This window comes from Spiroplasma endosymbiont of Cleonymus obscurus, assembly GCF_964273375.1.
In the GTDB taxonomy this organism is placed as follows: Bacteria; Bacillota_I; Bacilli_A; order Mycoplasmatales; family VBWQ01; genus Spiroplasma_E.
This window is the reverse complement of the sequence record NZ_CAXWWA010000002.1, coordinates 97,151-113,045: the sequence shown is the minus strand read 5'-3', so window position 1 is coordinate 113,045 and position 15,895 is coordinate 97,151. Positions and strand designations below refer to the sequence as shown.

12 protein-coding genes are annotated in these 15,895 nt (G+C 22.1%); 9 read left to right on the top strand and 3 right to left on the bottom strand.

Going from position 1 to position 15,895, the window contains the following annotated elements:
- Positions 1-14: 14 nt before the first annotated feature.
- From ACI2WJ_RS01100 to ACI2WJ_RS01080, 5 genes are read left to right on the top strand one after another with little or no spacing between them, the layout of a single operon-like run.
- A complete protein-coding gene (locus ACI2WJ_RS01100) occupies positions 15-1,712 on the top strand; it encodes a hypothetical protein (protein ID WP_400254566.1) in 1,698 nt (565 codons plus the stop codon).
- Between the two features lie 3 nt (positions 1,713-1,715).
- Positions 1,716-4,277, top strand: a complete 2,562-nt coding sequence (locus ACI2WJ_RS01095; RefSeq protein ID WP_400254565.1) for a hypothetical protein — start codon at positions 1,716-1,718, stop codon at positions 4,275-4,277.
- Between the two features lie 4 nt (positions 4,278-4,281).
- Entirely contained in the window at positions 4,282-4,404 is a 123-nt protein-coding gene (locus ACI2WJ_RS01090) for a hypothetical protein (protein WP_255495889.1), read from the top strand.
- Positions 4,405-4,420: 16 nt separating this feature from the next.
- The gene (locus tag ACI2WJ_RS01085) at positions 4,421-5,668 is read left to right on the top strand and encodes a hypothetical protein (protein WP_400254564.1); all 1,248 of its coding nucleotides are present in this window, start codon (positions 4,421-4,423) and stop codon (positions 5,666-5,668) included.
- The gene (locus ACI2WJ_RS01080) at positions 5,613-7,655 is read left to right on the top strand and encodes a hypothetical protein (protein ID WP_400254563.1); all 2,043 of its coding nucleotides are present in this window, start codon (positions 5,613-5,615) and stop codon (positions 7,653-7,655) included. The genes ACI2WJ_RS01085 and ACI2WJ_RS01080 overlap by 56 nt, the downstream gene beginning before the upstream one ends.
- Positions 7,656-7,748: 93 nt before the next feature.
- Here the strand turns inward: ACI2WJ_RS01080 and ACI2WJ_RS01075 are convergent, their stop codons facing one another.
- On the bottom strand, positions 7,749-7,985 hold the full coding sequence (locus ACI2WJ_RS01075) for a hypothetical protein (protein ID WP_400254562.1): 237 nt from the start codon (positions 7,983-7,985) through the stop codon (positions 7,749-7,751).
- Positions 7,986-8,135: 150 nt separating this feature from the next.
- Positions 8,136-9,842, bottom strand: coding sequence for a hypothetical protein (locus ACI2WJ_RS01070; RefSeq protein ID WP_400254561.1), 1,707 nt, complete (start codon positions 9,840-9,842; stop codon positions 8,136-8,138).
- 73 nt (positions 9,843-9,915) lie between these two features.
- On the opposite strand from ACI2WJ_RS01070, the gene ACI2WJ_RS01065 reads away from it, so the two are divergent.
- Positions 9,916-11,076: an Mbov_0401 family ICE element transposase-like protein gene (locus tag ACI2WJ_RS01065; protein ID WP_400254560.1), complete on the top strand. Its 1,161-nt coding sequence runs from the start codon at positions 9,916-9,918 to the stop codon at positions 11,074-11,076.
- A 225-nt stretch (positions 11,077-11,301) separates the two neighbouring features.
- Here the strand turns inward: ACI2WJ_RS01065 and ACI2WJ_RS01060 are convergent, their stop codons facing one another.
- The gene (locus tag ACI2WJ_RS01060) at positions 11,302-11,610 is read right to left on the bottom strand and encodes a hypothetical protein (RefSeq protein WP_400254559.1); all 309 of its coding nucleotides are present in this window, start codon (positions 11,608-11,610) and stop codon (positions 11,302-11,304) included.
- A gap of 429 nt (positions 11,611-12,039) precedes the next feature.
- Between ACI2WJ_RS01060 and ACI2WJ_RS01055 the strand changes: the two genes are divergently transcribed.
- The 3 genes from ACI2WJ_RS01055 to ACI2WJ_RS01045 all read left to right on the top strand — a co-directional run bounded on the left by ACI2WJ_RS01055 (position 12,040) and on the right by ACI2WJ_RS01045 (position 15,768).
- Positions 12,040-12,186 carry a hypothetical protein gene (locus tag ACI2WJ_RS01055; RefSeq protein ID WP_400254558.1) on the top strand — a complete coding sequence of 49 codons (147 nt, stop codon included), beginning with the start codon at positions 12,040-12,042 and terminating at the stop codon, positions 12,184-12,186.
- A 179-nt stretch (positions 12,187-12,365) separates the two neighbouring features.
- Positions 12,366-12,575, top strand: a complete 210-nt coding sequence (rpmF, locus tag ACI2WJ_RS01050; RefSeq protein WP_281747878.1) for a 50S ribosomal protein L32 — start codon at positions 12,366-12,368, stop codon at positions 12,573-12,575.
- Positions 12,576-12,747: 172 nt separating this feature from the next.
- Positions 12,748-15,768, top strand: a complete 3,021-nt coding sequence (locus ACI2WJ_RS01045) for a DEAD/DEAH box helicase family protein (protein ID WP_400254557.1) — start codon at positions 12,748-12,750, stop codon at positions 15,766-15,768.
- Positions 15,769-15,895: the final 127 nt, after the last annotated feature.

Sequence of the window (15,895 nt, the reverse complement as noted above, 5' to 3'; positions counted from 1 at the left end):
AGGAAATTAATATCATGCCAATTGGTACAACTAGTACAGCAATACTTTTAAACATAAATAAACCAAAACATACTAGAATAAGTAACCAACAAGAAAATAAAAGTTTTTGATGAGAAATTTTAGCAATGATTGGTGTACAAGTTATAGCAGTAGCACTTGCTCCTTTTACTGGCGGATTAAGTGAAAGTGTAGCCCTTGGATTAGGTGCAAGTGATTTTATTGCAAGTACTATTAATTTTGGTATTTATGCAACAACTGATTTTACTATTAATCAAGTTTATGATTATTTAAAAGGAAATGTAACAAAATTAAATACTTTCTTAAATTTATTACCTGCATTTGCTGGACTTAATAAAATTAGTCGTGGTTATCGTACAACTAAATTCATTAAATTAGCACAAAAAACTAAAACATTAGAACAAGTTGGAATTAAGGAAGCAAAAAACTTACAAGAAGTTATTAGTCAAGTAAGTGGAAAAGAAATTTTAACAGATAAAATTATTGGTAATAAACGTTATTTAATGAATTATAGTTTTACTCCTAATCGTGAAACAGTATTACGAGATTTAGGTTATGTTGCTGAAAGACAATATAAAAATAATTTTCAAAAATTAGAAGCACCAGAATTAAAAGATTACTTATTATTACAAAATACATTAATAAAACTAAGTCCACAATTAACTCCTAAATTTAAAATTAAAGATATCGAAAAAGCAAATAACTTTTTAAAAAAATTTAATACTGATTTAAAAAAAGTACTATCTATGAATCAGCATGATTGATTAAATTTAGTTCATACAATACATACAGAAAATAGATATGGAAAAACTTTAATTTTAGATTTACAAAAAATTCGTGCTAATTCTATTAAATTTAATTTTAAAAAAAGTTCAATTCATAAGATTGTTTTAAATGCAAATAAAATTTTTAAGTATTTTGATATTAGATTTTATTTAAAAAAAGGTTTAAATAAATTTTGAAAAGATACTCCATATTTTGAAAAATTACGAGAAAGTATATATAAATTACAAGAAAAATTTGAAAAGTTAGAAAAACAAGCATTTGAAAAAAATAATAAATTAAAAGAAAAAGTAACTAATTTATTTACTAGTGCAGAAAAAAAAGCAATTAAACATGCACAATTAATTCCATTAAATTCACCAGTATTTATGGGTTGTAAAATTCAACCTTTATCATTAAATAAATGTGCAATTACTATTTATCATCGTAATCCTAAGTATAAACCAATTACAGTTATTGATAGTATTCTTAAAGCAGAAACTTTTGTTACTCAAATACATCCATTCCATTGATATCGTTGATATAGTGGTTGATACATTGGTTATGGAGTTAATCAAAATAAATGATTAAAAGCAATAGCATTTGCTCCACCAGTTGTTCAACAAGTAATTAGAGATAGTTTTAGAGTATATAGAGAAATATTAAGAATAGTAAGAACTTATCATAAAGTAGTAAATGTTATTAATAATCCTATTGAAAATGTAAATAAATCATTTAAAAGTGTTGGTTTAAAATTTTCAGTTAATACTTTATTTGGTACAGGATTATTACATCATTTAGAAAAGTTTGCATATAGTCAAGTTGTAGAAAAAGGTAAAAAGAAATTACAAAAAGAAATTATCCATATTTCACATAGAAAAACTAAAACAAAAACTAAGCATTATAAAAAAGCATTTTTTAAGGAATGATAAATTATGATTAATAAACTTTGAACTGATGTCAGTCTTGAAAATTATAATAACTGATATCCATTAACTGGAAAAATTACAAAAACACCACAGCAATATATACAAACATGACCAAATGTTAATGATTGATTTAAAACTTTTGCTATTCGTGCTGAAAATGATATTAATGCTTATCTTGATTTTATTTTATCTAAATTTCCTTTTGATAGTTTTAAAGATGAGTTAATTAAAGAAACATTAAGAGATATGGTTTATGTAATGGTTGAACATTGAGTATTTAATCGTACACCAATTGAATTTAATGTTGATGCTACTATTCAATTTAATAATGGTAGTCAATTTAGTGCAAATAGTACTCCTACAATTAATGTTTGAGATTTAGCACCTAGTAGAATGAAAATATTAGCAAGACTAACAGAATTAAAACAAATATTTTCAAGTTATAATGATGATGAAATAGATGTTGAAAAAATTGACTTAAAAGCATTTTATACTAGAAATCAAGTTGATGAATTAATTGAACAACAAAAAGAATTTACATTATTAAAACAAATGAAATTATATGATGATTTAGTTGATGATAATGAAAATGAAATATATAGAGGTCCTGTTAGTAAATTTATTAATAAAGGTTATGTTGCAACTGATTATGATAAAGAAACTGAAACAATGATTTTAGATTGACCTGATGAAATTGGTACATTACCCCCCGAAGCATTACAAAATAATCCACAAATTGGTGATTATACGCATGCACCAACTTGTGATTTTTCTGCTAAACAACAAAAACGAATTACTACTAATGAAAATGAAATTACCAAATTAAATACTGAATTAATTAAAGCAAATGAAAATATTAATGATGTTAAAAATAATTGATTTAATATTGAAACTAGTCCTTTATGAAAGAAAGTTAAAAATGAAAATATTAAAACAGATACATGATATATTATTGATTGAACATATTATTTTATTGATAGTAAACAAATTATTATAAGTAATAATAAATTAACTAAATCTAATATAAGAATTACTAATGGTCAAATAGAACAAAAACAAATAATAATTGAAAATATTGATGTTAATATTGACAAAGTAACATTATTATATGATGTTGATTTAATAAAGTTTATTATTACTAATAGCACAAAAAAGTATACACCAATAATTCATAATATATATCAATATCAAGGAACTGGGACACCAACTGAATTTATAGCAGAAGAAAATACTGAACGTGATTATTATACAAAACTAGAAACTAATAATTTATTAGATAAAAAACAAAATAAATTAATTGCTGGTGAAAATATTAAGATTGATGAAAAAACTAATACTATTAGTGCTACTGGTGGTATTGGTGAATCATTATGAGAAGTTGATAAAGATAATCCTAATTTTATTAAACCAAAAGATGATAAAGGTATTGATGTTAATGGTAAAAGAATTATTGATGTTGGTACCCCTACATTTTTAAGTGATGCTACAACTAAAGAATATGTTGATAATTTATTAGATAAAAAACAAGATAAAATAGAGAATTTACAAGATAAGATTTTTAATAATAAAGATGATAAAGATAGTACTACAAGATTAGTTAATGAAGTTATTAAAACTAATGTTGGAGGAAAAACTTTAATTTATAGAAATAATCCAGTTGTAACTGATGATTTAGATATTCCAAATAAGAAATATATAGATGATAAAATACCTAATTTAGATAATTATTATATAAAAACAGAAGTAGATAAAAAATTAGAAGATACAAAAGCACAATTTCCGATTGCATTTCAATTAAATGCTGTTGGTCAAGAAATTTCTAATTTAGAAACTACTAATAAAACTGTTGCTGGTGCTATTAATGAAATAAATAAAAAAGAAAGTAAAGAAAAATGAGTTATTGTTGGTAAGAGCCTTAATAAACGTACATGAACAGATTTTCATATTAATATTAATCAAACATATAGAGCGCTTATAACATGAGAAACTAAATTAATAGGTTATCCAATAATGATTTTATTTAAAACTGCTAAGGGTCTTAATACAGCGCCTCATACAATTATTAATGGAAAAATTGGTAATGAAGATGTTACTTTGGATATTATGACAACTGAGGATAATAAATCAATTTTAAAAATAAATGGTGCAGAAAATAACCCATATGGTGAAATTATTAGTTTAGAAATTAAAGAAAATGAATGAGATGTTGATTTAAGAGATAATGATACACCAACTCCAAGTGGTTCAAATTGAAAAGAAGTAGGAGAAGTTATAACAGATAAAAATAATAATAATCAAAATTATATAAAATATATATTTAAAGATAAAACACATTATAGAATATATATAAGTTATGGTGATTATACAACTAAAGAAAATAATAAAAATTATAGTTGACAAATAATTAATTTTTATTATCAATTAGATACAAGCGTTGTAAAAAGTAGTTTATGAATAGCAAATAATAACAATAACCAACAAACTGAAATTAATATTTATAACAATAGAATAATGTGGGGTATGGGTAAAGATTATATTTTTAAAAAATTAGAAGAATTACAGGAATAATATTATGTTTTTTAAAATTATAAAAATTATTTTAGGTTTAATTGGAGTTTTATTATCTTCTGCTGTTGCTGGTTTAATTATATTTATTATTGTAAAAATTGTATTAAAAATTAATCAAATTTTTTAAAAAGGTGGTGAATATTATGTTAGGTAGATTTTTTAGAAAAGATAAAAGTAATATTAGTGATAATCAAAATGAAAAAGTAAAATTTTTAACTAATAAAAATAAAAGTACTCATGCTTCAATTTTAAATTATTTTGGTTTTAATGATTTTAATCATGAAACTTATTTTACTGATTTTGTAGCAGAAAATAATGCTAATTTATATAATGCTCCATTAGAAATAAATAATGAAACTATTAAACAATACTTAATTCAACAAGAATTTTATAGAAAAAATTGAAATTCTATTTTTAAATTAAGTAAATTAGGAATTAGTGGTTATTTAATTTATATTGCTAATGATGATTTATATTTTCAAGTAGTAGATATACAACAAAGAGTTTATGATATTACTGGTAAATTAATTCAATGTACTATTTTTTATGATAGTTATCAAGAAAATGCACAAACTGTAAGATTATTTGAAGTTTATACATTAAATAATGAACAAGTAACTATTAATCGTGCTATTTATAGTATTAGTGATATTAAAAAACAATTTCCATTAGATTTCAGAACATATAGTAATAACCCTAATTTAGCACAAAAACAAACACTAAATATTAACTATATACCAATAGCAATTATGCGAAATAAAGCAAATGAGTTAGCAGATTGTAATAAAGTAATGGATAAAATTAAAGCATTAGATGTTATTTATGAACAAATTGTTTTAGATACTATTTTAAACTCACCTAAATTTATTTTTAATCAAACTTATGGTAATGTTCAATCAGCATTAGAAGAAGCAGTAAGAACATTAGTTACTAAAAACTACATATTTAAAAGTGGTGGAGATAATAATGAACAAAACGAAAATATCAATATGACAAATAGTAATTTTAAAGGTAAAAATTTAACTGATATATATGATTGAAATGTTAATGAAATATTTAAACGTTGTGGTATTCATATACCAAGTCAAAAGAAATCTGCACAACAATCAGTACCCGAAAGTACAGCTGTAAATATTTCAACGATTAATTATATTGAACAAAAATTATGGCAATTTAATATTGATATTCTTAAATTTATTCAAATATTAGTACGTTTAGATAAAGAATTATTAAATAGTAAAACATTTAATATTAATGATGAACAAGAAATTAATAATTTAACTGTTAAATTAAAATTATTTAATCCCGAAAATAACCAATTAATAGGAGAGAACAATGGAAAACAACAACAAACCACAAACGAAGTTTCCACAGAAACAGAAGCAAACTAAAATTAATCAAGCGGAAGTAGAAAATGATTATTTAATTGATAATATTCCTTATGATTTTACTAATATGATGGGTGCTACTAGTGACCCAGATATTAATAGAGCATACGATGAATTTAAAAAAAGAACTATATATATTTATGAAATTGAACGTTTATTTAAAAATAATGAAAATAATAGTTTAAGATTTTCAGCAAATACTATTAAAATAGGTTTTATTGATATTGATAAAGTATTAAAAACTATTGCAGTTGAAACATCTGATTTTACTATGCAATTAAATCAAAGAGCAAGTACTAATATTAATGATAATACAATTGAATATAGTATGACTGATATTAAAAATTTAATATTTCAAGAAATAAATTTATTAAATCAATTTAAATTATATGCTGTTTCTATTAATGAACCATTAACTGAAAATAATATTGATAATTTATATATTATTAATAATTATTCACAACCATATCAAAATCCAAAAACAAGAAGTACAAAAAGTATTACTATTATTAAAATTAAAGATTTTAAAACAAGAGATGGTTATCCAATCATTATTAAATTACAAAAACCATTAGATAAAGATACCAAAGTAATTGGTTTAAAAATTAAAGCCCCTAGAAGCATGATTTTTGGCAATATAAAGGTACTTGGTGAAGTTGACAATATGGAAGAAGTATACCCTAAATTATTTGTTAAAGATAAGATAGCATTTCCGCTATTATCAATGCCTATTGAAACTCAACCAAAAGTTAGAATATTACAACAATGATTTAGTGAACAAATATTACCATGAAATTTAGCAAAACAATTTATTGGACAAGAAAAATCAGTTTTAGATTTAATTGCTATTGGTGGGGGTAAAGAAACAAGAAAAGAAATAATTAAAAATGCAAGAGTTACACACGCTTGATTAGGATATTTTTTAAGTTCTTATTCTTTTGGTGAATGACCATTAAAAGAAAAGAAAGAACTTAAAGATAAAGAAGTATGAAAAATTCAGAGTGGTCCAATTGGAAAAGAATATACAAGTATTGCTACATATGATAAATTTGATGATATTGAAGTTGAAATAAGTGACAAACCACCAATTGATAGTTTACAGAAACTATTATTAGATATGTTAAGTTATACATATAACTACAATAGAAATTTTGATGGTGCTTTGTACGATGATAAAGGTAAACCAAAAAATGATATTGCAACACTACGTGAAAAATTTGAAGGACAAAAACCAGATGAAATAATTACTAACTTATTTAAACAATGAGAGTTTGAATATCCAAATTATATTAACTTAGAGCAAATAAAAATATTTAAACAAATATTTATTATGTTATCAAAAAATATTTATTCATCATTATCAATTAATAAAGGTTTAAATGATGATAATAAGATTTTATTACCTTATTATTTTGAATTAAAATCAAGTCCAATAAAACCAAATGATAAAGAAATATGAAAATTCAAAGACATAAAAGTTATATTAAAATCTGTATATTTTGATTTTACAGATACCAATAATATTAAATTAAAAAATAATGATATCAGTCAAAATGAATTATTCAAACTAGATGATAACCAATTTAACTGATTATCTATTACAAACGAGTTAGAAAGCAATAATATACCGTCATTAATTCCTGCTGATTGAACATTAGGTAATGGTGAGTATGGAAAGTATTTTACAAGAGTAATTATTAGTAATAATAAAATTGAAAATGCTTTAAATTTATATGGTTCAAATAAATCTCAATTATTTTCTAAATTAGAATTTTATAAAGAAATTGCACAAATTGATAATAATAGTGAATTTGAAATACAAATTGAAAATTCGATTAATAACTTAAATCGGATTGAAATTAGTGGCATATTTGGTGCTGAAAATTATGATTTAATTTTAATAACTGACAAAAAAGAAATAAATTTAAAAAATATTAATTTATTTGATAAATATAGTGAAAATATTTCATATATAAATATTGAAATTTAATTATCAAAATATCCATCAGGATAAATTCCATCTCATTTTATATCAGAATTAAGAAGCGGTTTAATACTAAAATATAAATCTATTTTATTTGCATTATCAGTTTTTGTTTCTCATATAGTTGTCCCAGCCCCCCCAGTAGGCTGTATAATCATGACCTAAATAAAAACTTAATTTTTGTCTTCCATCTTTACAAGCAAGCCCTAGTGCTGTTGTTGCAATAATAAATAATACTGTCATAAATGAAAATAATCCAATAAATATATTTCTTTGTGTTTTTCTTTGTTTTGCTATATTTTTAGCATAATGTAATTCTGTATTTTGTTCGTTCATCTTTAATTACTCCTTTTTTCCTTGATTTTACTTTTAAATTGTACTATTTTTGATTATTTTTACAAGTATGCTTTTAAATGGAAAATAACGCCTAAATTAAAGGCGTTTATTTTATAATACCTATACTATTAATTATATTGAAATTGTTTATTATATAGCAAATGTGAAGATACTTTTTTTCACAGTAGCATTATTTTTACCCCTAATTACATTTTTGTATGGGTACAGTGCATAAAACAAAGCATCATATGGGTCTTGATACATATTTTTGTCAGGAATGTTAGTTTTTGTTTCATCATAACGTAATTCTTCTAAACATTGAGTAGTCTTTGGTAAATCATCTTTATTAGCATAAAAGTTTCCATAACTCATAATATTTCTCATTCATACTACTCTATTAGTTAATCCGGCTTCTTGATTTAAATTTGAAGCATGTTTAATAGCAGTTTGTGTTATTAGAATAGTATTGTGTTCATCAATTAATTTTTGATTTAATCAATCAATTGCTGTTCTTGCTTTATCATCATAAAAATAAATTGTTTGGTCAAAATTTTCAAAATTATCGATTAATCCTAAAATTTCATTAACATAAGCATTAATTTTTTCATTTTCATTTATAAAGTCATTTGGAGTAACTACTAATTCACAAATAATATAAGCATCATAATAACCAGTATTATTATATTCTTTAAAACCAACTACCATAAATACAGTATGGTCTTTTGGTCCCGTAGCTCAATCAATACCAACACTATAAAAATCAAATTTATACATATCTTTTTCTTGATTATAAAATTGTTTTAAATCATATGTTTGTCAATATTTTACTGTTTTTTGAAATGGAAAAATTGTTGCATCACTATCTAAAAATTCAAAACCATAATAAACAGTATTAAATTCATCGGGATTACTTTTTTTCATTTCTAATAATGTTCTTTTTTGAATGTCTGGTAATTTATTTCAAAATGGTTGAATAGTAAATCTTAATATAAATAAACCTAAACCACTAAACATTTCTTTATTTTCATAATAAACTTTACCAACTTTTTTAAGATTTTCCATAATTTTATCATTTAATGGTAAAAATGGCGTGCAATACTTTAAATAAAATGGATGATATTTATCGTATGGATTACATGTAAAAGTAATGAAAAAACTTTTATAAAAATAACGAGTAATCTTTTGTCCAAAGGTAGAACTATATATATTTTTATCAATAAATATTCAACTTCACTCTTTAATAGGTTCATTTGATACTTTAATACGATTACTTCTAAACATAGAGTTTTGTAAACGTTCATATCGATAGGTTAATTGCTTTTCAGTTAATGTTTCTTTTTCTTCTGCCATAATAATTTCATCTGTTCTTGAACCTAAAAAACTTGAACCACCAGCTTCTTTTCCAAAAATCTTATTACCATTAGCATAACCAATAAAGTCAATTTGTTGATTATTAGGAAAAATAATACAACCACCATCCTTAGTAATTTTTCATTTAATTCCATGTGGATTATTAGGTAGTAAATTAATATTATATGTATCTAATAAAACTTGACAAACATTCATTAAAGCACCAATTGTAGTTTCACTATGAGTATTTTCATATCTTCTTACTTCTTGGACACTACTATCACTAAAATTACAACATATAAATAAATCAAATGCTAAACAGTTTCAAGTTTTTCTTGTTCCACGTGCAGTTGGTACAAAACGATAAAAACAATTGGTAGTAAAAAATTCTGCTCATTCATCACCAACAAATTGTTTAAAAATATCTCAACTAAAACCATAATTATTATCACTAAAATTAAGACTATATTTTTTATTTAATTGTGCATAACTAGTGATAAAAGCCATATTTACTCCTTATTTTTTTAAAAAAATTAAACTTAAATTATTAACAAACAAAAATTAGAAAGGAACATTAAAAATGTTTATATTACCATTTACTAATAATTTTGATTGAGATAAACATGATTTTAATCAAGATGAATTAAGTTTAAAACAAACAGAAGAATTATTTTCCAAAATAGATGATTATTTATGAAGTATATGTGATAAATCTGAATATAAATCATATAGATTTAGAAAAAGAAAATTAAAAGCAAAAAAGGGTTTACTAACTTATAAACGGCGTATTTGTAAACATTATAACATAGAAAAACAAAAAACTGAATACGTATCCTTATTAGATAACTATCTTGGTGTTAAAAAATATAGTAAGCTTGCACCAAATGTTATTAAACAAATTTTAAAATATTTTGCTGATGATAAAAAGTATCGTGATGTTTGTGATACTTTTATTGAAGGTTTAATAAGCAATAGTACAGTTTGTAGAACATATCAAAAATTTGAATTACCAAAAGCAAATATACCTAAAATAGTATTAGAAAAAAATCAAACTTTATATATAAATATTGATGATGGACATAGAAAATTTAAGTTTAATGAAAAACATAATACTAAAAATTGTAAAAAATGTTCTATGAGATTATTAGTATTTTGTACTGGTAAAAAGAAAAATGGAAAATTAATTAATAAAAGAGCAGTTTGTAAAATAAGAGTATCAAAAACAGAAATTGGTGCAGAAAAAACAGCTAAATTTATTCAAAAATATGGTAATTTATATTTTGAAAACTTTGACCAAGCAAATTTAATAGTTTGTGGTGATAGTGCAAAATGAATTAGAAAAACTGCTACAATTTTAAATGCTAAATTTATTTTAGATAAATTTCATGCTTTTCATGTTTTATTTCTTGGAATAATGGCTGGAAGAAGAAAAAATAAAATCGCTAAATTACACTATCAAAATGCAATAACTTTATTTGAAAAAGGTCAATATTATGAATTAATTGATTTTTTACAATCATTAACCTTACAATATAAAAAATTAAAAGTTGGTTATTTTATTAATGCAAAAGATGGTGTATTAAACCAAGCATTAGTTGAAAATATTGGTTGCTTTACTGAAACTAATATTAAACAAATTTTAAAGCATATGATTGGTGATAGAACTTATAATATTGATATGTATACAAAAATGGTTAATTTTAAATGCTATCAAATAAATACTGCCATCCAGTTATTATAAATTAAAATTAAAATTTTAAAAAAAATGAAAAATAAAATAAAACTTATTAAAGTTTACTTTAATAAGAATTTTTGTGTTATAAAAGTAAGTATTATTGTTGACTAATATTTTTCAAGTGTTAAGATTAACATACAATTGCATATTGAAGTCAAAATTATTCTCGTCTAACTTTATAATTTTAAGACAAATTTGAATATTATTGACAACATCGGTACGCTCCCTTAGTTAGTGTACTGTAAAATCTCATTTATTTCAATCGCCATCTCTATTTGTTTTGACTACTAAACCTTGTGATCCATCTGTTGGTAATTTTGTTCAAAAATTTCTTATTTCTGGAAAGTTTTTATAAAGAATGTTAAAACCTGTTTCTATATCTGTAAGTCAAATATTTGATTTAGTATTATCAATTCGTGGAAACCTTCTTAGTTCTTCAAAAAGACGAGCTTCTGTAGAAACATTTGAAACATAAATATCTATCAAATTTTTAAATGTAAAATAATCAATTCAAATTTTTATATAATTTGCTTTCGTCATCCTATACTCTACTTCAAATGCTAAACAATTGGGAATCTCATCTTTTCATTTTGATTGAAAGTATTTTGTTCGTTTTTATTTTGTTGTGACATAATTGTTTTTACTCCTTGTTAATTTTATAATTTAAAAAAATCATATACAATAAAAGTTACTAATGAAAGTTACAATTTTTTTATCTAAATTTATTTAAGTAACATTAATAAATATAGTATTAAAATTTTTTTAATCGAAAATAGTATAATTAAAGGTGATAATATTTAAAATATAAATAAGAATGATTTTATTTCTCCATTTTATGTTAAAGGAAAAATTATCAAAGTTGATAATACAACTGTTAGTCAAATTAAAAAATGTTAAAAAAGAAAAAGAGAATTAGCCAAATATGAAAATAAAATATTAAAAATAGAAAATATAAATAAAGATGTTATTTTGAAAATTTATGAAAGAATGTTTGAACAAGTAAAAGCTGAAATTAATTACTTACATAATGAACTAACTGAAGTTCAAAAAGAAATTGATATAAAAGACTGAAATATAGATAATTCTTTTCAATATAAATATGTAACACGATTATAAATAACTTATTTTAGGATTATAAAATAATTAAAATATTTTTTATTTTATAACAATAAATAAAATATTTGATTTATTAGTATTTTATTTCCAAAAATTTGAAAAACTTATCAAAAAAAATAGATTTTTCTGATAAATCAATATATAATTTATGAGATACGAAAGTAAGGAGGCAACAGACTATGGCAGTACCAGCAAGAAGAACGTCAAAAATGCGTAAAAATACACGTCGTGCCCATGATAGTTTATCTGCAACAACTACAACTAACTGTTTAAATTGTGGAGCAATTACTAAACCACATCATGCCTGTATGAAATGCAAGACATACAAAGGTGTAAGTATTACTAATCCATTACAAGCAGAAAAAACATCATCAACAGAAAAAAAATAAAATATGAATATATCTTATCTTAGATTACCTTCCTCTTATTTATTTAAAATAATATTTTAAATATTAGAGGTTTTTTACTTTACAAAATTATTTTATAATAGTTAATAATTTATTAAAATATAGATTATAATTTATTAAAATAGACACTATTTATTATTAGGAAGTGTAGAGTATGAAAAATAAGGGCTATTATGATTTATTATTAAAGATTAGTGATGATATTACCAATAATTTCCAAACATCACATATTAATGATGAAAAAGAATTAATTAAAGACATTGATCATTATTTAGTTAAACAATTAAATAATATTTTAATTGAACAATTAAAAACGATTAAATCACCAGAAGCAAAAATTAATTTTTTAAATCAAATCATAAGTAATTTTACTACTAATAAATTTAGTAATAACATTTTATTACAAGTAAATGATAGTATAATTGATAATCCTTTAACTTCTAATATTAGATTAAGTGACAATTTTCTATTTACTAATGAAAACCAACAAGTATTAATTAATCATTTAAATCAGGAAATCAGAACTTGTGATGAAGTATACTTTATTTATCCTTTTATATCAAATTCAATTATTAATAAGTTACGTTCATCATTTACTTATGCTCTAAATCATAATATTACTATTAATTTTATTACTACTACTTTTGATGATATGGCTTTATTTGTTAATTTATATGCATTAGTTAAAATAATAAAAAAGTATCCTAATATTAAAGTTAAAGTTGAAAATAATTTAGAAAAACGTAGTGAAAGAATTCATATTAAAGCTGCCATCTTTAAACGAAATTCAGGTTTTTCTTCAGCAATAATTGGTTCATCAAATTTAACGCAAAAAGGTTTAACTAGTGGTCGTGAATGAAATATTAAAATTAATGAATTTGATAATAAGCAACTATATCAAAATATTTTAAATCAGTATTATAAATTATGAAATGATAATTTAGTTGATTTAAATAATGAACAACAACGATTACAATTACTATCGCGAATTGAATATAATCGATTGCTTGTAAATAAAAAAGATGAACAATGATTAGCAACTAATTATTTTCTTTATGATTTTCAAATTGCCTTAATTAATAAATTAAAGTTAAGAAGAAAACTTAAAAAAACAAAACATTTAATTGTCATGGCAACAGGTGTTGGTAAAACAGTAGTATCTGCTTTCGACTATTTAAATCAAATCAAAGAAAATAATAATCAAAAACCTTCAATTTTATTTTTAGCACATCAAAGAGAAATTATTGAACAAGCAATTATTACTTTTCGAAAAGTAATAAATGATAAAAAATTTGCAACTATTTTAAATAGTAAACAAAATAATTTTCAAGAACAATATTTATTTGCAACAGTACAAACTGTAAATAGACATCTAAATAAGTTTAAACATCAACAATTTGATATTATTATTTTTGATGAAGCTCATCATTTGGCTGCCAAAACTTTTCAGACAATTTTTAATTATTTTCATCCTAAACAAATTATTGGTTTAACAGCAACACCAGAACGAGAAGATAATAAAAACATTATTAATTATTTTGATAATGAGTTTGCACATGAATTACGATTGTGAGATGCAATTAATGAAAAACTTTTATCACCATTTGATTATTATTGTATTGATGACATTACTGCTGATTTAACTGGTATTGATTTAAATAATGATCAGCAATTATTTAAAAAATTAAATACTGAAGCAAGAAATAAGTTATTATTAGATGTAATTAATGACTATATTGGATTTTATAGTAATCGGATTTGTTTAATTTTTTGTATTAACATTACTCATGCACAAATTGTTGCTAGATTTTTGCAAAATCAGGGCTTAAAAACAGACTTTTTAACAAGTAAAAATCAAACTAATCGTAGTAAAATAATTAATGATTTTAAAAATAGAATTATTAATTATTTATGTGTAGTAAATATTTTTAATGAAGGAATTGATATTCCTGAAATTGATACTATTATTTTATTACGACCAACTAATTCAAAAACAGTATATTTGCAACAATTAGGAAGAGGATTGAGAAAAACAGAAACTAAACATTGTTTAGAGGTTTATGATTTAATTGCTAATATTGATAAAAAATATGACATAACGATTGGTATTAAAAATCTTTCAAATTCACATATTATCAATGTTAATAAACAATTACCTAATAGTTTTAATTTACCTTATGGATGTACTATTACTTTAGAACCAAGAAGTCAAAACGTCATTTTAACTAATTTAAAGCAATGATATCAATCGCGAAAAAAAAATTATTTGGTAATTCAATCATACTATCAACTTTATAATGATAATGCTATTTTTAAAATATTAATTGATTATGATTTGACAATTCAAGAATTTTATAATTTTTTAAATGATTTTTATTTACGAATAGCAAAAAAAATAAAAAATTATCAAACCCATGATAATGATACTAATCGTAATCAAAATATCTTAAAACAATTCTTATTTTTAAATGATTATCAAATAGTTAATTATTTTTATTTAAGATTAAGTCAAGAATTAGATACTAAATTAATTAATTATCATTATGACAATTTATTAATAGCATCATTATTATATGAGGTTACAAGTAATAAAGTATTTAATCGTATTTTTCCAAATTTTAATGAAATACCATGTTTAGTTACAAATTTCATTGAAAATAACAAATTAGTTGTTAATGAACTAAAAATTATTCTTAAATATAAACTAGATTATGAAACATTATTACTTAATGAACATTTTAATCAAGATTACCCTTTATTATCTTATCAATCAACATTTACTGTGCATCAGGCACTATGTGCAATTAATCGTGTTAATTTTAATAAAAAACTTGGACCTTTAAAAATTATTGCCTTTCAAGCGGGTCATTTGACATTTAATGAAAATAAATCAGTAATTTTTGCAGATATTGATGGAACAAATTATGGTAAATTAACTAGTTATAATAAATTAACAAAAGAATATTACTGATCAATACCAGAAAATAAAACGATTAATTCAAAATTAGTGAAAGATTTACAAAATAATAATATTGAAAAAATATTATTTTTAAATAATGATTGTAATAAAAAATTTAAAAATCTTGCTTTAAAGTTGTATGACTTTATTGGTATTGGTCAATATCAATTAACAATTAAAAGTGATTATATTACTATTAAATTTTTAGTAGAATAAATAATATTTTATTTTTTAATTTTATAAAAAATTTTAATAATTTTAATTTTAAAAAAATAATGCTTTTTTATGATAATTAGGTTGACAATAATTATGGCATGTTGTACTATTGTTATTGTCCCAAAAA